Source organism: Cupriavidus pauculus (genome assembly GCF_002858765.1).
Classification (GTDB): domain Bacteria; phylum Pseudomonadota; class Gammaproteobacteria; order Burkholderiales; family Burkholderiaceae; genus Cupriavidus; species Cupriavidus pauculus_B.
Genome location: NZ_PJRP01000011.1, coordinates 162,586 through 175,476 on the forward strand (window position 1 = coordinate 162,586; position 12,891 = coordinate 175,476).

The 12,891-nt window shown below is 60.1% G+C and carries 11 protein-coding genes; 3 read left to right on the forward strand and 8 right to left on the reverse strand.

From position 1 onward, the window contains the following. The first annotated feature begins 10 nt into the window (after positions 1-10). The gene (locus tag CYJ10_RS21785) at positions 11-1,744 is read left to right on the forward strand and encodes a hypothetical protein (protein WP_101683532.1); all 1,734 of its coding nucleotides are present in this window, start codon (positions 11-13) and stop codon (positions 1,742-1,744) included. Between the two features lie 291 nt (positions 1,745-2,035). Here the strand turns inward: CYJ10_RS21785 and CYJ10_RS21790 are convergent, their stop codons facing one another. From CYJ10_RS21790 to CYJ10_RS21805, 4 genes are all read right to left on the reverse strand, one after another. Next, positions 2,036-3,394, reverse strand: a complete 1,359-nt coding sequence (locus CYJ10_RS21790; protein WP_101683533.1) for an L-serine ammonia-lyase — start codon at positions 3,392-3,394, stop codon at positions 2,036-2,038. A 36-nt stretch (positions 3,395-3,430) separates the two neighbouring features. Continuing rightward, the gene (locus tag CYJ10_RS21795) at positions 3,431-4,744 is read right to left on the reverse strand and encodes an MFS transporter (protein ID WP_219621494.1); all 1,314 of its coding nucleotides are present in this window, start codon (positions 4,742-4,744) and stop codon (positions 3,431-3,433) included. Positions 4,745-4,895: 151 nt separating this feature from the next. Next, positions 4,896-6,347, reverse strand: coding sequence for a M20 family metallopeptidase (locus tag CYJ10_RS21800; protein WP_101683534.1), 1,452 nt, complete (start codon positions 6,345-6,347; stop codon positions 4,896-4,898). Between the two features lie 37 nt (positions 6,348-6,384). After that, on the reverse strand, positions 6,385-7,551 hold the full coding sequence (locus CYJ10_RS21805) for a porin (RefSeq protein WP_101683535.1): 1,167 nt from the start codon (positions 7,549-7,551) through the stop codon (positions 6,385-6,387). 376 nt (positions 7,552-7,927) lie between these two features. On the opposite strand from CYJ10_RS21805, the gene CYJ10_RS21810 reads away from it, so the two are divergent. Together CYJ10_RS21810 and CYJ10_RS21815 are read left to right on the forward strand one after the other, a co-directional pair. Further along, positions 7,928-8,866 carry a LysR family transcriptional regulator gene (locus CYJ10_RS21810; protein ID WP_101683536.1) on the forward strand — a complete coding sequence of 313 codons (939 nt, stop codon included), beginning with the start codon at positions 7,928-7,930 and terminating at the stop codon, positions 8,864-8,866. A 117-nt stretch (positions 8,867-8,983) separates the two neighbouring features. After that, positions 8,984-9,652, forward strand: a complete 669-nt coding sequence (locus CYJ10_RS21815; RefSeq protein ID WP_101683537.1) for an NAD-dependent epimerase/dehydratase family protein — start codon at positions 8,984-8,986, stop codon at positions 9,650-9,652. Positions 9,653-9,840: 188 nt separating this feature from the next. On the opposite strand, the gene CYJ10_RS21820 is transcribed toward CYJ10_RS21815, so the two are convergent. From CYJ10_RS21820 to hchA, 4 genes are all read right to left on the reverse strand, one after another. Next, positions 9,841-10,158: a hypothetical protein gene (locus tag CYJ10_RS21820; RefSeq protein WP_101683538.1), complete on the reverse strand. Its 318-nt coding sequence runs from the start codon at positions 10,156-10,158 to the stop codon at positions 9,841-9,843. Between the two features lie 619 nt (positions 10,159-10,777). Beyond that, the gene (locus CYJ10_RS21825) at positions 10,778-11,008 is read right to left on the reverse strand and encodes a CoA transferase (RefSeq protein WP_308302992.1); all 231 of its coding nucleotides are present in this window, start codon (positions 11,006-11,008) and stop codon (positions 10,778-10,780) included. Positions 11,009-11,045: 37 nt separating this feature from the next. Beyond that, positions 11,046-11,786 (reverse strand): PA1136 family autoinducer-binding transcriptional regulator, encoded by a 741-nt coding sequence (locus tag CYJ10_RS21830; protein WP_101683539.1) that lies wholly within the window; start codon positions 11,784-11,786, stop codon positions 11,046-11,048. A gap of 161 nt (positions 11,787-11,947) precedes the next feature. Continuing rightward, positions 11,948-12,829 carry a glyoxalase III HchA gene (gene hchA / locus CYJ10_RS21835; RefSeq protein WP_101683540.1) on the reverse strand — a complete coding sequence of 294 codons (882 nt, stop codon included), beginning with the start codon at positions 12,827-12,829 and terminating at the stop codon, positions 11,948-11,950. Positions 12,830-12,891: the final 62 nt, after the last annotated feature.

The following is a 12,891-nucleotide window of genomic DNA, read 5'->3' on the forward strand; positions in this document are numbered from 1 at the left end:
GAGGAGACACATGTACCAGCGCAACTTGACCCGCATCGCCACCATGTTCGCCGTTACCGCCCTGACCGCTGTGCTTGCCGGCTGCGGCGGTGAGGATTCGCCGGAGTCGGTGAGCACGACACCACCGCAAGCCAGCCCGCCGACGCAGCCCGGACCCACGCCGGTCTCTATCAATCCGCCAGTCAGTGCCGCCACACGCGCGATTCTCGACGCGGATCCGGCCAGCTACGCCGCCTTGCAGCCAATCGCGCAAAACGGCTACACGCCGCTCGGCCGCATCAGGCCGCGCACCACGATGGAACTTAAGGCGCAAGGCCTGAGCAGCACCCTGATGATCGGCGGCGAGACCACGGACCGGGGCTTCAGCGTGTTCTCCAACTGGCGCGAGTACCTGAACCCGCTGGGGACGACGAAGGTGCGCGTTCAATCCGGTTGGAACGACATCGAGCAGACCATCACCACACCCGCGACCTACAACTTCGCCAAGCTTGACGAGATCGTCGACGGCGCGCTGGCCCAAGGGCAGGCGCCGCTGGTCTTCCTTGGCTATGGCAACGTGCGGCCCGGTTGCACGGACTGCGGCACTGCGGGGCTCGGCGGCACCTTCCCGACCGGAGAGGGCAAGGAGCGCTTCCTGAACTTCGTCGCTGCCACGGTGACGCGATACAAGGACAAGGTAACCGACTGGCAGATCTGGAATGAGCCCACCAAGGATCTCGATACCTACAAGAGTTTGATTGTCGATACCGCCAAGCTGATCAAACGCATTCAGCCAAATGCGAAGTTGACCATCGGTTCCTGGTACACGGTGCACTATGTGTTGAGTTGTATGCAGAACTGCAACGACAGTGCAGCGAACCAAGACGCCCGCAACTACATCCTCACGTCGCTCAAGTATTTCTACGACAACAAGGGCCCCGCTGTGCCGAGCGAAGATGTGTACGTAGCCTTCCACCCCTACACGACCAGTGTCGACTACGACCACGTGGTCTGGGACAAGCAGAGCATGGACAATTTCCTGAGCCTGCTGGCCGGCTATGGTTTTCGCGCGCGCATGGACGAGAACGGTGCGCCGTCGACGCCCTGCAATACGTACGCGATGTGCAACCAGGGGGCCTTGGCGTGGACCGAGAAGAACCAGGCCAAGTACAACCTGCGCCGGGTGCTTGGCGATCTGGCGCGCGGCATCGAGACCAGCATGTTCACCATCACCGACCTGCACTATGACGATGCCAAGAACACCAAGGGGCTGCTGACGACCGGAGTATGGGATCCCAGCAACGACACGCCGTTCCTTAACGGCGACCAGCGTGTCAATGGCAAGAAGATAGTCTACGGAGCCTTCCAGAACGTCACGGCGCTGTTTGACAACCGGATGCAACCGGTGCCGGACCATGGCTGCGTGGCGCCGGCCGGCTACATTGCCCACGCCTGGCGCCAGATGAAGGACGGCGCGCCGTCCACTGTCATCGGGGTGTGGAAGATGACCACGTTGCCTGTGCCGGACGACGCGGAGCCACGCGCCGCCGTGCAGGTCACCTGCAGCCATATCGGATTTAGCGAGTTGGCAACCTCGGGCAGCCAGCCGCGCTATGTCGACATGATGGATGGCAGGGTGTACGCGCTGCCGGCTGGCAGCATCGCCGCAAATGGCTCGAATGCCGTGACGCTGTCTGTTCCGGTCGCCGATTGGCCGGTGCTGATTGTCGACGCGTCAGTGGCCTCGGCCGCTGCATTGCGATAAATCTCGATAGGTCGGGGCGGCATAAAGCATCGCCCTGACTTCATAAAGGCTTGCGACGCTGCTTCAGATTCCACGACGACAGCAATGACTGTTGGCGAGCTGGGACCTGTGGGTTGAACGTCCTGGCGAGTTCGCTCGTGATGACCGCCTTGTGGCCCGCCCCGACCTTCGAGCCACGCAGGCAGGGGCTTGCCGGTACCAGGTGCGACGATCGACTCAACTCGGCCATCGGCGCGCTGAGCAGCGGACGGCAGCGACGGATTCGGACAGTCGACAGGCGTTCATTGGTGGTTAGCAAAGCACGACGTTTACAGCCAGGCCACCCAGGGACGTCTCCTTGTACTTGGCTGCCATATCGGCGCCAGTAGCGCGCATCGTTCGAATGACGGCATCCAGGGAAACCTTGTGCCCACCGTCACTGCGGACCGCCATGCGCGCTGCATTGATCGCCTTGACTGAGGCGATGGCATTCCGCTCGATGCAGGGTATCTGGACAAGACCGCCGACCGGATCGCAAGTCAGCCCCAGGTTATGCTCCATGCCGATCTCTGCCGCGTGTTCCACCTGCTCCGGTGTGCCGCCTAGTACCGCGGCCAGGGCGGCCGCGGCCATGGAACAGGCGACACCGACTTCTCCCTGGCAGCCTACCTCTGCCCCGGAAATGGACGCATTCAGCTTGTAGAGCATGCCGATTGCGGCTGCGGTCAGCAGAAAGTCGCATATTCCGTCCTCATGGGCGCCTGGGACGAAATCAACGTAGTAATGCAGGACTGCGGGCACGATGCCGGCCGCGCCATTTGTGGGGGCAGTCACCACGCGGCCGCCGGCGGCATTTTCCTCGTTGACCGCCATCGCGAACAGATTCACCCAGTCCATCGACGTAAGGAAGTCGTCTGATTTGGCCGCATCGGCCTGCAAGCGCCGAAGCAGGTCGGGCGCTCGCCGGCGAAGGCCTGACGAGAGTGGCGCGTTATTCATAGACCCTCGCAAGACGCAGTCCGCCATGGCCTTCCAGATCTGTAGCAGCCGGGACCGAACCGATTCCGCATCGGCCCACGCCATCTCGTTGGCCAATACAAGCTCCGCAATGCTGAGTCCGGACTGGTGACACTGGGCCAGCAGCGACGCCCCGGAGTCAAAGGGATAGGGCGGTGCCGCCCGATCCGTGACCGGCGCCGCCGTCACATCGGTCGTAATAAACCCCCCGCCAACTGAGTAGTAGGTCTGGGTAGACAGCGAAACCCCGGTGGCATCGAAGGCCGAAAGGGTGAGGGCGTTAGGGTGGTCAGGCAGCGGGGCTGGGAGATAACGAATGTCCTCGGCAACGTTGAATGCGACGCCATGGCTTCCCATCAGCGCAATGGTGCCATGGCGGCGCATCATCTCAAGCTGTTCCTCGATGAAGTCCGGGTCGACCGTATCGGGCTGTTCCCCCATCAAGCCGAGCATGACCCCGCGGTCTGTGGCATGGCCCCGGCCGGTCGCGCCTAGTGATCCGTGCAGATCGACCTGTATCCTGTGCGTCAGCGAGAGCGTCCCGCGCTCGCCAAGCGCTCGTGCAAACGTGAGTGCTGCGAGCATCGGCCCCACCGTATGGGAACTCGATGGTCCAATGCCAATCTTGAATAGGTCGAAGGTACTGAGATACATGGCGTTCGTGAGGTGTTGGGGCGTGCGGTTTTGCAGTTAGTGCGCGGCCTTTCGCTCGCGAAAGACCAGTAGGGCGACGAAACTTGCGATGCAGCAGGCCTGAACGTACCAGCCAGCCGACAGCGGATTGCCGGTGCGGTCGATGAGCCACGTCACCACGAACTGCGCCGTACCGCCGAAGAACGTCACTGCGATGGCGTAGGGCAGCGCCATCCCGGTCGCGCGCATGGCAGGGGGAAACGCTTCGAGCAGCATCAGGACCATTGCTGCGCCGCCCAGGGTCATGACCGCCGTGAAGGCCGCCACGGCTGCCACAACCAGGAACGCGCTTTCCGGCGTCGCGTGGACCACAACGAGAAAGACCGGCATGACAAGTGCGGTCATGGCGCCATAGGTACACAGCAGAAGCGGTTTGCGAAACTTCAGTCGGTCGGCAAGCAGGCCGGACAGTGGCGAGACGATGAGCAGCACCAACGCCGACACGGTCGCCGACATGAATCCTGTCTGAGGCGGCATGTGCATGACGCGGGTCAGGTAGCTGGGCATGTAGTAGACGAGCGTGTAAAGGGACACGGTTCCACCCATGATGAGCAACGCACCGAGCACCACAACAGCGCCTTGCTCGCGAAGCAGTGAAACGACCGGCAATGCCTCTTGCGTGGCGGATTGGGGTTGCCCAGCGTGAGTGTCGTGCAGTGCGCGGCGAATGTAGATGCCGACAGGTGCCACGAGCAGCCCAACCAGGAACGGGATACGCCAGCCCCAGCTATAGAGTGCATCCTGCGCCAGGGATTGACTCAGTACCATGCCGAATCCCGCGCCTACCAGTGCTGCGGCCGCCTGACTGGTCGTTTGCCAGCTCACATAGAAGCCGCGGCGCGAAGCAGGACCCGATTCCATGAGGTACGTCGTGGCCGCGCCAACTTCTCCGCCGGCGGCAAATCCCTGAAGCAGGCGTCCGATCAGGACAATGATGGGTGCGAACACGCCGATCGATGCATACGGCGGACACAGGCCAATCAGGGCTGTGCCAAGGGCCATCAGCCAGATAGTCATGGTCATCGCCGCGCGACGCCCGACGCGGTCTGCATAGCCACCGAGCAGCACGGCGCCAAGCGGCCGCATGAGAAAGCCCAGGCCAAACGTCCCGACGGAGAACAACAGAGACGTGATCGGGTCGCCAGAAGGAAAAAACTGGGCGCCAATCATGGCGGCAAAGAAGCTGTAGACCGTAAAGTCGAAGATCTCTAGTCCGTTGCCAATCGAGGTGGCGACGATGAGGCGAGCCTGGCTTGGCTTGGCACGCACATCGCTGGCGCGCTGGCCGGGAACTGCAGTGGTAGGCATCATGATTGCGATTGCTTGATGGATGGCACGTCAACGCGTGGATTGCAGAGACGCGGGGCACAGGCTGTGCATTGCCCTGCGTCTCTGCATTGGCCGGTCATTAGTCGGTCATTGGCCAATAATTGGCCAGTCGGGTCGTAGGGACGTTTTCCCGTCAGGCGGCCAACGCCACGTCTGCCTGAGGCAAAGGGGGCTGCACTTCTGCCGGGATCGGACACTCGTACGACTTGCCATCGATGCGTTCTACCAGCTCTTCCCGGGCCAGCGTCAGCAGTTCCGGACGCACGAAGAGCTCCAACGCCGTGGCGGCAATCGTTTTGGCCGCGAGCAGCATGCCCTTGTGAGCGATCGGGCTCTTTCCCTGGGATACCCATTGCCACGAATGTGGCGAGCTACCGAACGTGAAGCAGGCGGTCATGCATTGGGCGGTGGGCGTGACCCAACTGACATCGCCGACGTCCGTGGAGCCATGCATACGTTGAGGTCGGGTCGAATCGAGGGGTTCAACGCCGTCAAAAAGCGGCTTCGGGTTGCGCCAGGCAGCGGTGAGCATGCGTCCGGCCATTTCGACTTCGTCCTTGCGCAGTGTTTTGTGAATCGACGCGGCGAAATCGAGCTCGTTCGCTTCGTAGCGCGGCGCCCCCAGTTCGCTGAGTTTCTCGTGCATCAACTGGTTCAACACCGTGTTCAGGACGATGTTGGAGCAAGCGGAATGCACTTCGACCTCTACCTGGCAACCTGTCATCAGTGCGGCGCCCTCTGCGATCGCACACACGCGTTCGTAGAGTTCCTGAACCTGGTGGTTGTGAGGGGCTCTCACCATGTAGAGTGCCTCCGCACGCGGCTGCACGACATTTGGCGCTACGCCACCCGCGTCAGTAATGGCGTAGTGGACGCGCGCGTCGGGAAGCATGTGTTCTCGCAGGAAATTCACGCCCACGTTCATCAGCTCTAGCGCATCGAGTGCGCTGCGACCCAGGTGCGGCGAGGCGCCTGCGTGTGCGGACACCCCTGTAAAGCGGAAGTACGCCTGTTTCACGGCCAGGGCTTCGATGTTCATCACCCCGTTGAAGACCCCGGGGTGCCAGGTCAGCGCCGCATCCAGGTCGTCGAAAAGCCCTGCCCGGGCCATATACGTCTTGCCATAGCCGCCTTCTTCCGCCGGGCAGCCATAAAAGCGCACCGTGCCCGGAAGGCCATGCGCCTTCAGGTATTGGTGGACGGCCACTGCCGCGTAGTGAGCGCTGGTGCCAAGCAGGTGGTGGCCGCAACCATGTCCGTTACCGTTGGTAATCTCGGACGATGGTTGGCACGATGTGGCCATGCTTTGCTGGCTCAGGCCGGACAGCGCATCGAATTCGCCCAGGATGCCAATGACGGGACCGCCGCTGCCGGCCTCGGCCACGAACGCGGTAGGGATGCCGGCCACGCCTTCCTGCAGCGTGAATCCTGCCTCGTTCAGATAGGCAATGTGGGCGGCAGACGATTGCCATTCCTGGTAGCCAAGCTCCGCCTGGTTCCAGATGGAATCGGACAGCTTGACATAGTGGTCGCGGTGACTCTCGATGAATTCGTCAACAAAGCGAGTGGATACGGATGTTGTCATTAGTGCCTCCTACTTGGGAATGGGCGGCGGGTCGCCGTTAGAAGTTGTGATACATGCCGATGGACGCGTCGGACACGGTGTTCCCGGCGGATACCGGCACGTTCGTGGTGTCGTAGTCGTAGATCAGGCTCGACTTCGGGCCGTTCTTCAGCACACTGACGCGGGCATAGAGGGCCGTCCGTTTTGACAGGAAGTGATCGACGCCGACCGTGCCGCCATAGGCATAGTTCTGGTCTGCCGTGGTGTGCCGATAAGCCAGGCCAATGCGAAAGAAGTTGCGGCCGACCATGCGCTGCGCACCGACCGTGTAGAGGTCAGCCGTGTGGGCACCAGGGGCCTTGGGGTCAAAGCGCAACCAGGCCGCTTGTCCGACGAAAGCGCCGAAGTCATGCAGCGCGCTGACAATCCATGTGTCTGTGCGCAGGGTTGGGGCGGCCGCGTCCGTGCTGGTGCAACTGCCGGTGATGGCGGGATCGCAATAGCTTTGGCCGTATCCGACGCCGACCATGGTGGCGCCGTCGCTGTAGTTGGCGGACAACGTCTTCGCATGCATCGATGTGCCAACGCTGCGATCTCCCTTGAAAGACAGGCTGGCATCGAGCGAGACGTTCAGGATGCGCGGCGAGATATAGCGGATGGTCTGGTTCAGCCGCGCCACAGCATCGGTGTTGGCCGCGCCACCCAGGCCAGAGGTGGTCAGCAGGTACGTGTGGACCGATTCATGCCCGTTGGCCAGAAAGGGGTCCGCGCCAATGGCGGCAGAGCCGATGGACGTGTACTGGCGACCCAGCACAAGCTGCCCATAGTTTCGGCTGTGCATGCCGATGTAGGACGCGCGGTTGAAGAACGACTTGGAATCCTGGACGGCGCCAGTATCGGCGGCGAAACCGGATTCCAGACGGAAAAACGTTGTCCAACCCTGGCCAAGGTCTTCCTGGCCATAGATGCCAAACTTCGACGTCCAGACGTTGCCGCTTTGCATGCGCACCTGAGACTGCGATCCAGCGCGAATGTAGTTGATGGCCATGTCCACCGTACCGTATAGCGACACGATATTGCGGCCCGGTGCGATGCCTAGCGCTTGCGCACCGAAGCCCGTCCCATTTGATGCGTAGATGCTGCCGAGTTGACTGTCTTGGGCCAGCACCGGAACGGATACCGCCATCGCGGCAACCGCAGTCGACAACCGAATGAGATGTCTCATGAATCGATTCAGGGGGAGGAATCAAAAATTGAAGGCAGGCGATTCGGTCGTAGCTGCTGACCTGGTTGGGGCCATTTCTTCGATGACTTCCCGGACGCGTTGCCTGATTGGTCCGGTGTTGTGCGAGACGTAGTGTGTGGATTTTCTTCGCGCAGCGCCCGCGACATTTTTTCAAAGCGATCACTTTTGCTCATCAGGCGTACTGCCTGTCGGAATATTGTCTTGGGTCCGGAATTTGCTCACGCCATCCCTGATTTGGCCGACGTACACCCGGGTAGGCCCGGAGTGCAAGGCTGGTGCACGGTTGGCAGAATCCTGCACAGTTTTGATGCAAAAGTTCTCGAGCGAATCGCTGGGGACGTAGACGAGGCAGGCGATGAAATTCAATCAACTCAAGGCATTGCTGGCGATTGCGGACGCCGGCAGCATTCATGAGGCCGCTCGGCTGCTGCACCTGACGCAATCCGCCCTCAGTAAGTCCATCAAGGAGCTGGAGCGGGAAGTTGGCACCGAACTGCTTGTCAGGTCCGCGAAGGGCGCAACGCTGACGGAGTGCGGGCTGATGATGATCCGACGGTCTCGCTCCATCGAAAAGGAAATGGGGCGGATGTGGGAGGAAATCGGCAGCTACCGGGGGGAGGTGGGTGGACGACTGACCATCGGTCACACAGGACCGGCCGCGACGCTGGCACTGGCTGAGGCCGTCGCTGAGTTTGTCCGGAAGCGTCCGATGGTAAAGGTGTCCGTCCTGGAGATGCGCGGCGGACAGATTGCGGAAGGCCTGCGCAACGGTACGCTGGACCTGGGGCTTGTCAGTCAGTACGGTGAGCCGGATACCGACCTGTGCTGGAGAAAGATGCTCAGCCACGAGACCATGCTGGTCTCCGGCCCGCGCGAGACCCCCGAGACGACGCTTGAGGCGCTGATTGACGAGCCATGGCTGACGTTGGACCCCGAAGACGACGCCGAGAGCTGCATCTCCACGCTCTTCGCGCACTACGGATTGACGCCGCCTTCACGCATCGTGCGGAGCTCCTCGGTGACGCTGTATATCCAACTGGCGGTTCGCATCAACGCCGTGATGCATTGGATGGACGCGGTGCGCCCAAGTTTCGAGCGCTATTTTGAGCAAGGGTCGATGACGCGCCTGGTACTTCCGCACGATATGCCCAAGCTGAACGTCTTCCTCCAGTACCGCGATCAGGATCTTCTTACCGCATCCGCGGTGGAGTTCGTCGACCTATATGAGCGCGGTTGTGCGCGCTGGTCCGGTCGAACGGCCGAGTCCTTCCTGAAGGTCGAGATGGCCTCGTGACAAGGAAGGGGCGGCTACCATAGCCCCTGGCTGATTTCGCGTCATCGACGAAGCGCTCCCGTTCAAGGCGCCATGATGTCATGACGGACACGATTCACAACAAAGAAGGGGCATGACATGGGATTTCGGGTTTTGGTCGCCGGGGGCACCGGGCAGGTCGGGTCGGCGCTGGTGCGAGCGTTGCTGGCTATGCCTTCCTGCCTCGAGGTGATTCTGGTTAATCGTCGACCCGCTTCGCTTGCGAGCGACGTGCGATTGCGCGAGGTGGTCATGGATACCGGTGGCGTAGATTTCGCCGGCGACGTCGAGACACTTGCCCGATCCAGCGGGCGGCCGGGCGAAACGCTGGTTGCGGCGTCATGCATTGGTATCGGCAAGGGGAGCCAGCAGTGGAGTGACGAGGCCATAAGGGATTTGGAGATCGGCGTCGTTGGTGCATTTGCGCGTGGCTGCCTGGCAGGAGGCATCGAGGCGTTCGGTTTGCTGTCGGCGGCGGGAAGCAGCGCGACGAGCCGGATTCGCTACGCGCGCATCATGGGAGAAAAGGAGCTCGCGGTACGGCAGGTCGGGTTCAAGCGGCTGGCCATTTTTCGCCCCGGCATCATTGCCGGCAATGTGCATACGCCGGGGTATCTCGCGTGGCTGGGGCGTCTTGTCCCGGGATCCTTCGGGACGATCGATCAAGATGATATCGGCCGTGCCTTTGCCGCCGAGCTGCTCCATGGCCAGGACGGCATCACGATTCTTGAGAACGCGGCGATCAGGCAGCGCGCGCGAGCCCGGTGAAGGCCAGGGCGGCGACGATGGCGTGAGTCGTCATGTCATCTCGCGAGCGCTGTCATCCCCCAAGAACCACAAGCCACGCCGGGCCCTACATAGCTGCGGCCGGGGTTGGGAAAATTCAGTGCCATGTTGGCATCCTGTGTTCTACGCCTTTGAGGAACCAGGTTGCCAACCAGCGCGCATCGCTACCGCTACTTCGTATCTTCTTTCATGCTCTCGGCTTCTATCGCAGCATGCAATTCCTCGTACGCCTCGATTGGCTCCATGTCCTGGTCGACGAACGCGGTCGCGCGCTCAACGGCAGACACCGCACCGCGCGGGATGTCGCTCTGGCTGTCATCTTCGGCGCTCGGCGGCAGCAGCATGTCCTCAAGCATCCCTCGTAGCTCGGGGGTATTCCATGGCTTGCCCAGTCTGGTCTTCCTATTCAGGTAGTGACGAATTTCCGCGTCCTGCTCGGCGGTGAGGGGGAGCCCGCGAAAAGTGGGGTCCGTGTTGTGATGGATCATGATGCGCCTCCCGAAGCGGTCTGCGCTTTCAATGTAGAGCTAGGAATTCCCTGGGGTGAACGATGCAAGTCGCGTGAGATTGTCGTGCCGTGTGTCTGCGGCGAACCGACTTACGTCTTCTTCTTGGCGACGCCTTCGTTCCCAACCCGCGAATGAACTGTGCTGAATGGGGTCGCTGGCACCGACGGTTTCTTTGGCTGTTTGGGCTTCTTCGCCTCGCGAGTGCTGCGTAGTTGACTCTTTGCCATGGTGTGCTCCTAGTGCTGGCTTGCCACATTGGCAGTTTCAGCATACGCGCTTAGAAGCGCTAACAACATGACTTTCATGACGACCGCACAAAAAAGGCGCACGGCCACCGTGTGGCCCGCGGCAGCCATGCGATCGGGGAACTTTCTCTGTAGATCGAGTCATTGGTGGGGCAAGAGACGGGCGTGATCGTGAGCCGGTGCCTCAGCAAGACCCAACGGATTCTCTTTCTGCAATGCTCTCCCGCCAACGCGGCACTGGAAGCATGTCATGGCGCACCCTGGTGGGCAAGAAAGATAGCCAGCCCGGCCACCACGCTTTTCTGATCCATCCGACGACATGCGATGGGCCTCTTTTTCACCGTCGATCGGTGTTACGCGGCCTGCTTGGGGGCGTCTACGGAGATGTACTGGCCGACACTCGGCGGATTGCGCGGTACCTGGCTGAGACGCTCGCCATCAAACTTCAATGGGTTTGCCAACAACTTCAGGTCGTCCTTGCGCGGGTGGGGAACCTGACCAATCATGCCGACCTCTTCGACGAATGGATTGTCTAGTGCCTGTTTCAGGTTCAAAACCGGGGCAATCGGCAATACACCGCGCAAAGCATTGAGCCAATGCTCTCAGGCTGCTTCCTGCTGCTCATGTTGTCAGCAGCTCGGGATTGGAGGACATGACGGGGCCAATTTCGCCGCTTGCTAATGCAAATCTCACGGCTTGAGCCGTGGTAGCCACGCCTAAGCGATGACGAGCATTGCGCAAATGATTCTCTATGGTTCTTTCCGAAAGCCCTAAGGTGGCAGCGATCTCGGCCTGACGCTTGCCGGCGGTAACCCACTGAAGAATTTCACGTTCACGCGGTGAGAGGCCAGGAGGAAGGGTGGGAACAGGCTGACCGTCTATGAGTTTGCGGGCGGCGCGGAAAGCGGCCATGCCAACCTGACTTAGAAGTATGCGTGCTTCAGGACTGCTATCGATGTTCTTGCCCCCAAGGCTGAGCGCACCCTCAAGGCCAGTAGGTCCGAAGATCGGTATCTGTAGGCCGTGGATGTCACTGCCGCGCGGATGCCGTACGATGCGATATCGTTCTCCGCGAACAGTGTGCTGTTTAGTCCAAAAAAATGGATCGCTTTCATCGAGTAGATGTCGAGTGACGGGGCAGATCTGCATATAGCGTGCTGCGGTGACTTTCGATCCGTCGTCAAACCAGTTGCCTTCGATCCAGTAGATCCGTTTAACGGGATGTTCGTAAGATGGGCTGGCAGAGAAAAGAATAAAGCGATCGAAGCCATGCGCTTGGCCGAGCGATCGAACTATATCAGTAATGATGTTCAGTCGGTTGGCTTTTTCTGTAGCGATAATGGCGTCGATACTGGTTATCATGATATTTTTCCGAAACAGAATATAATCATTCAGATCTCATCGAAAAAATCGCGGCGCGGTTTTATTGAGGTATCCCGCGCCGCAGCAAGAGGCGAATCAGTGTCTAAGAAACTGTGCTAGCCAAAGTGCCTGATTGGATAATGTCTCTGACGACAGAAGAACTAGCGCCCGTCTGTTTTCTGCACTTCGTCCAGCAACGTCCGTGCAGCCAGTTTGCCAAGGTTGTTGGCCGCGAACGGGCTGTCGCCGGTTAGGACTTTCCGGTCCCGGAAGGTGCTTCCATCAATGTTGGTGTTTACAATTTCAACACCCATAGCAGCAAGCTTTTCGCCGAAGAACCAGCGCAAAGCACCGGGCATATAGCCAATGTCCGGCGTCTGCTTGTCCAGGGCATCAGGAAACGCGCAGATGCGGTAGCCGCGGAAAAGATCTCCACCGTTAGGTTCGTCGACGCCAGCGGAAAGTAAGGCGGCAGGCCCGTGACACAGCGTGACAATAAATCTGTCGTTCTGCATAGCCCACTGCAGGGTTGCTTTCATGTCTGCGCTGAAAGGTAGCCCCATCAAAGCACCATGACCTCCTGGGATGAAAACCGCAATATAGTTTGCATCCTTATCCAACGAATTTACCACGTCAGAAAGCTTGAGCGGCTGCTGGAATTTCTGCTCGTACTTTGCGTAGAAGGACTTTACTTCGTCGTCTTCGGAGGGGAAAGCCCACCATTCGAACTTGGTCGGATTGCCAGATAACGTAGCAATATCAAACTCAAATCCTGCACGGTCCATGTGATACATGGGCAGGAGTGTTTCGATCGGATGGTTTCCAGTAGAAAAGAAGGTGCCGTTATCGGTCAGCAGATAGCGCTCGTCTGCAGCGACTAGAAGTACTTTCCAGCGGCTCCCCTGATAGGCATCTGGATAGTCGGCATCAGAGAGATCTGACTTTGGCGAGGTAAATTGTGAGAGCGAGTAAGGGGACGGAAAAAACGCCTTACGCTCGGCCGGATCTTGCGTTGGTTGCTTGCTGTCTGTCTGGGTTGTCATGATGGACTTCCTTCTAAAGAAAACGAGCTTTGGAGCTTAATTTCCACTGACCTTCACACCAA

What these genes read in the sequence shown, in the direction of transcription:
- CYJ10_RS21785 (WP_101683532.1), top strand. Translation starts at nt 11, where the DNA reads ATGTACCAGCGCAACTTGACCCGCATCGCCACCATGTTCGCCGTTACC.
- CYJ10_RS21790 (WP_101683533.1), bottom strand. Translation starts at nt 3,394, where the DNA reads ATGTATCTCAGTACCTTCGACCTATTCAAGATTGGCATTGGACCATCG.
- CYJ10_RS21795 (WP_219621494.1), bottom strand. Translation starts at nt 4,744, where the DNA reads ATGATGCCTACCACTGCAGTTCCCGGCCAGCGCGCCAGCGATGTGCGT.
- CYJ10_RS21800 (WP_101683534.1), bottom strand. Translation starts at nt 6,347, where the DNA reads ATGACAACATCCGTATCCACTCGCTTTGTTGACGAATTCATCGAGAGT.
- CYJ10_RS21805 (WP_101683535.1), bottom strand. Translation starts at nt 7,551, where the DNA reads ATGAGACATCTCATTCGGTTGTCGACTGCGGTTGCCGCGATGGCGGTA.
- CYJ10_RS21810 (WP_101683536.1), top strand. Translation starts at nt 7,928, where the DNA reads ATGAAATTCAATCAACTCAAGGCATTGCTGGCGATTGCGGACGCCGGC.
- CYJ10_RS21815 (WP_101683537.1), top strand. Translation starts at nt 8,984, where the DNA reads ATGGGATTTCGGGTTTTGGTCGCCGGGGGCACCGGGCAGGTCGGGTCG.
- CYJ10_RS21820 (WP_101683538.1), bottom strand. Translation starts at nt 10,158, where the DNA reads ATGATCCATCACAACACGGACCCCACTTTTCGCGGGCTCCCCCTCACC.
- CYJ10_RS21830 (WP_101683539.1), bottom strand. Translation starts at nt 11,786, where the DNA reads ATGATAACCAGTATCGACGCCATTATCGCTACAGAAAAAGCCAACCGA.
- hchA (WP_101683540.1), bottom strand. Translation starts at nt 12,829, where the DNA reads ATGACAACCCAGACAGACAGCAAGCAACCAACGCAAGATCCGGCCGAG.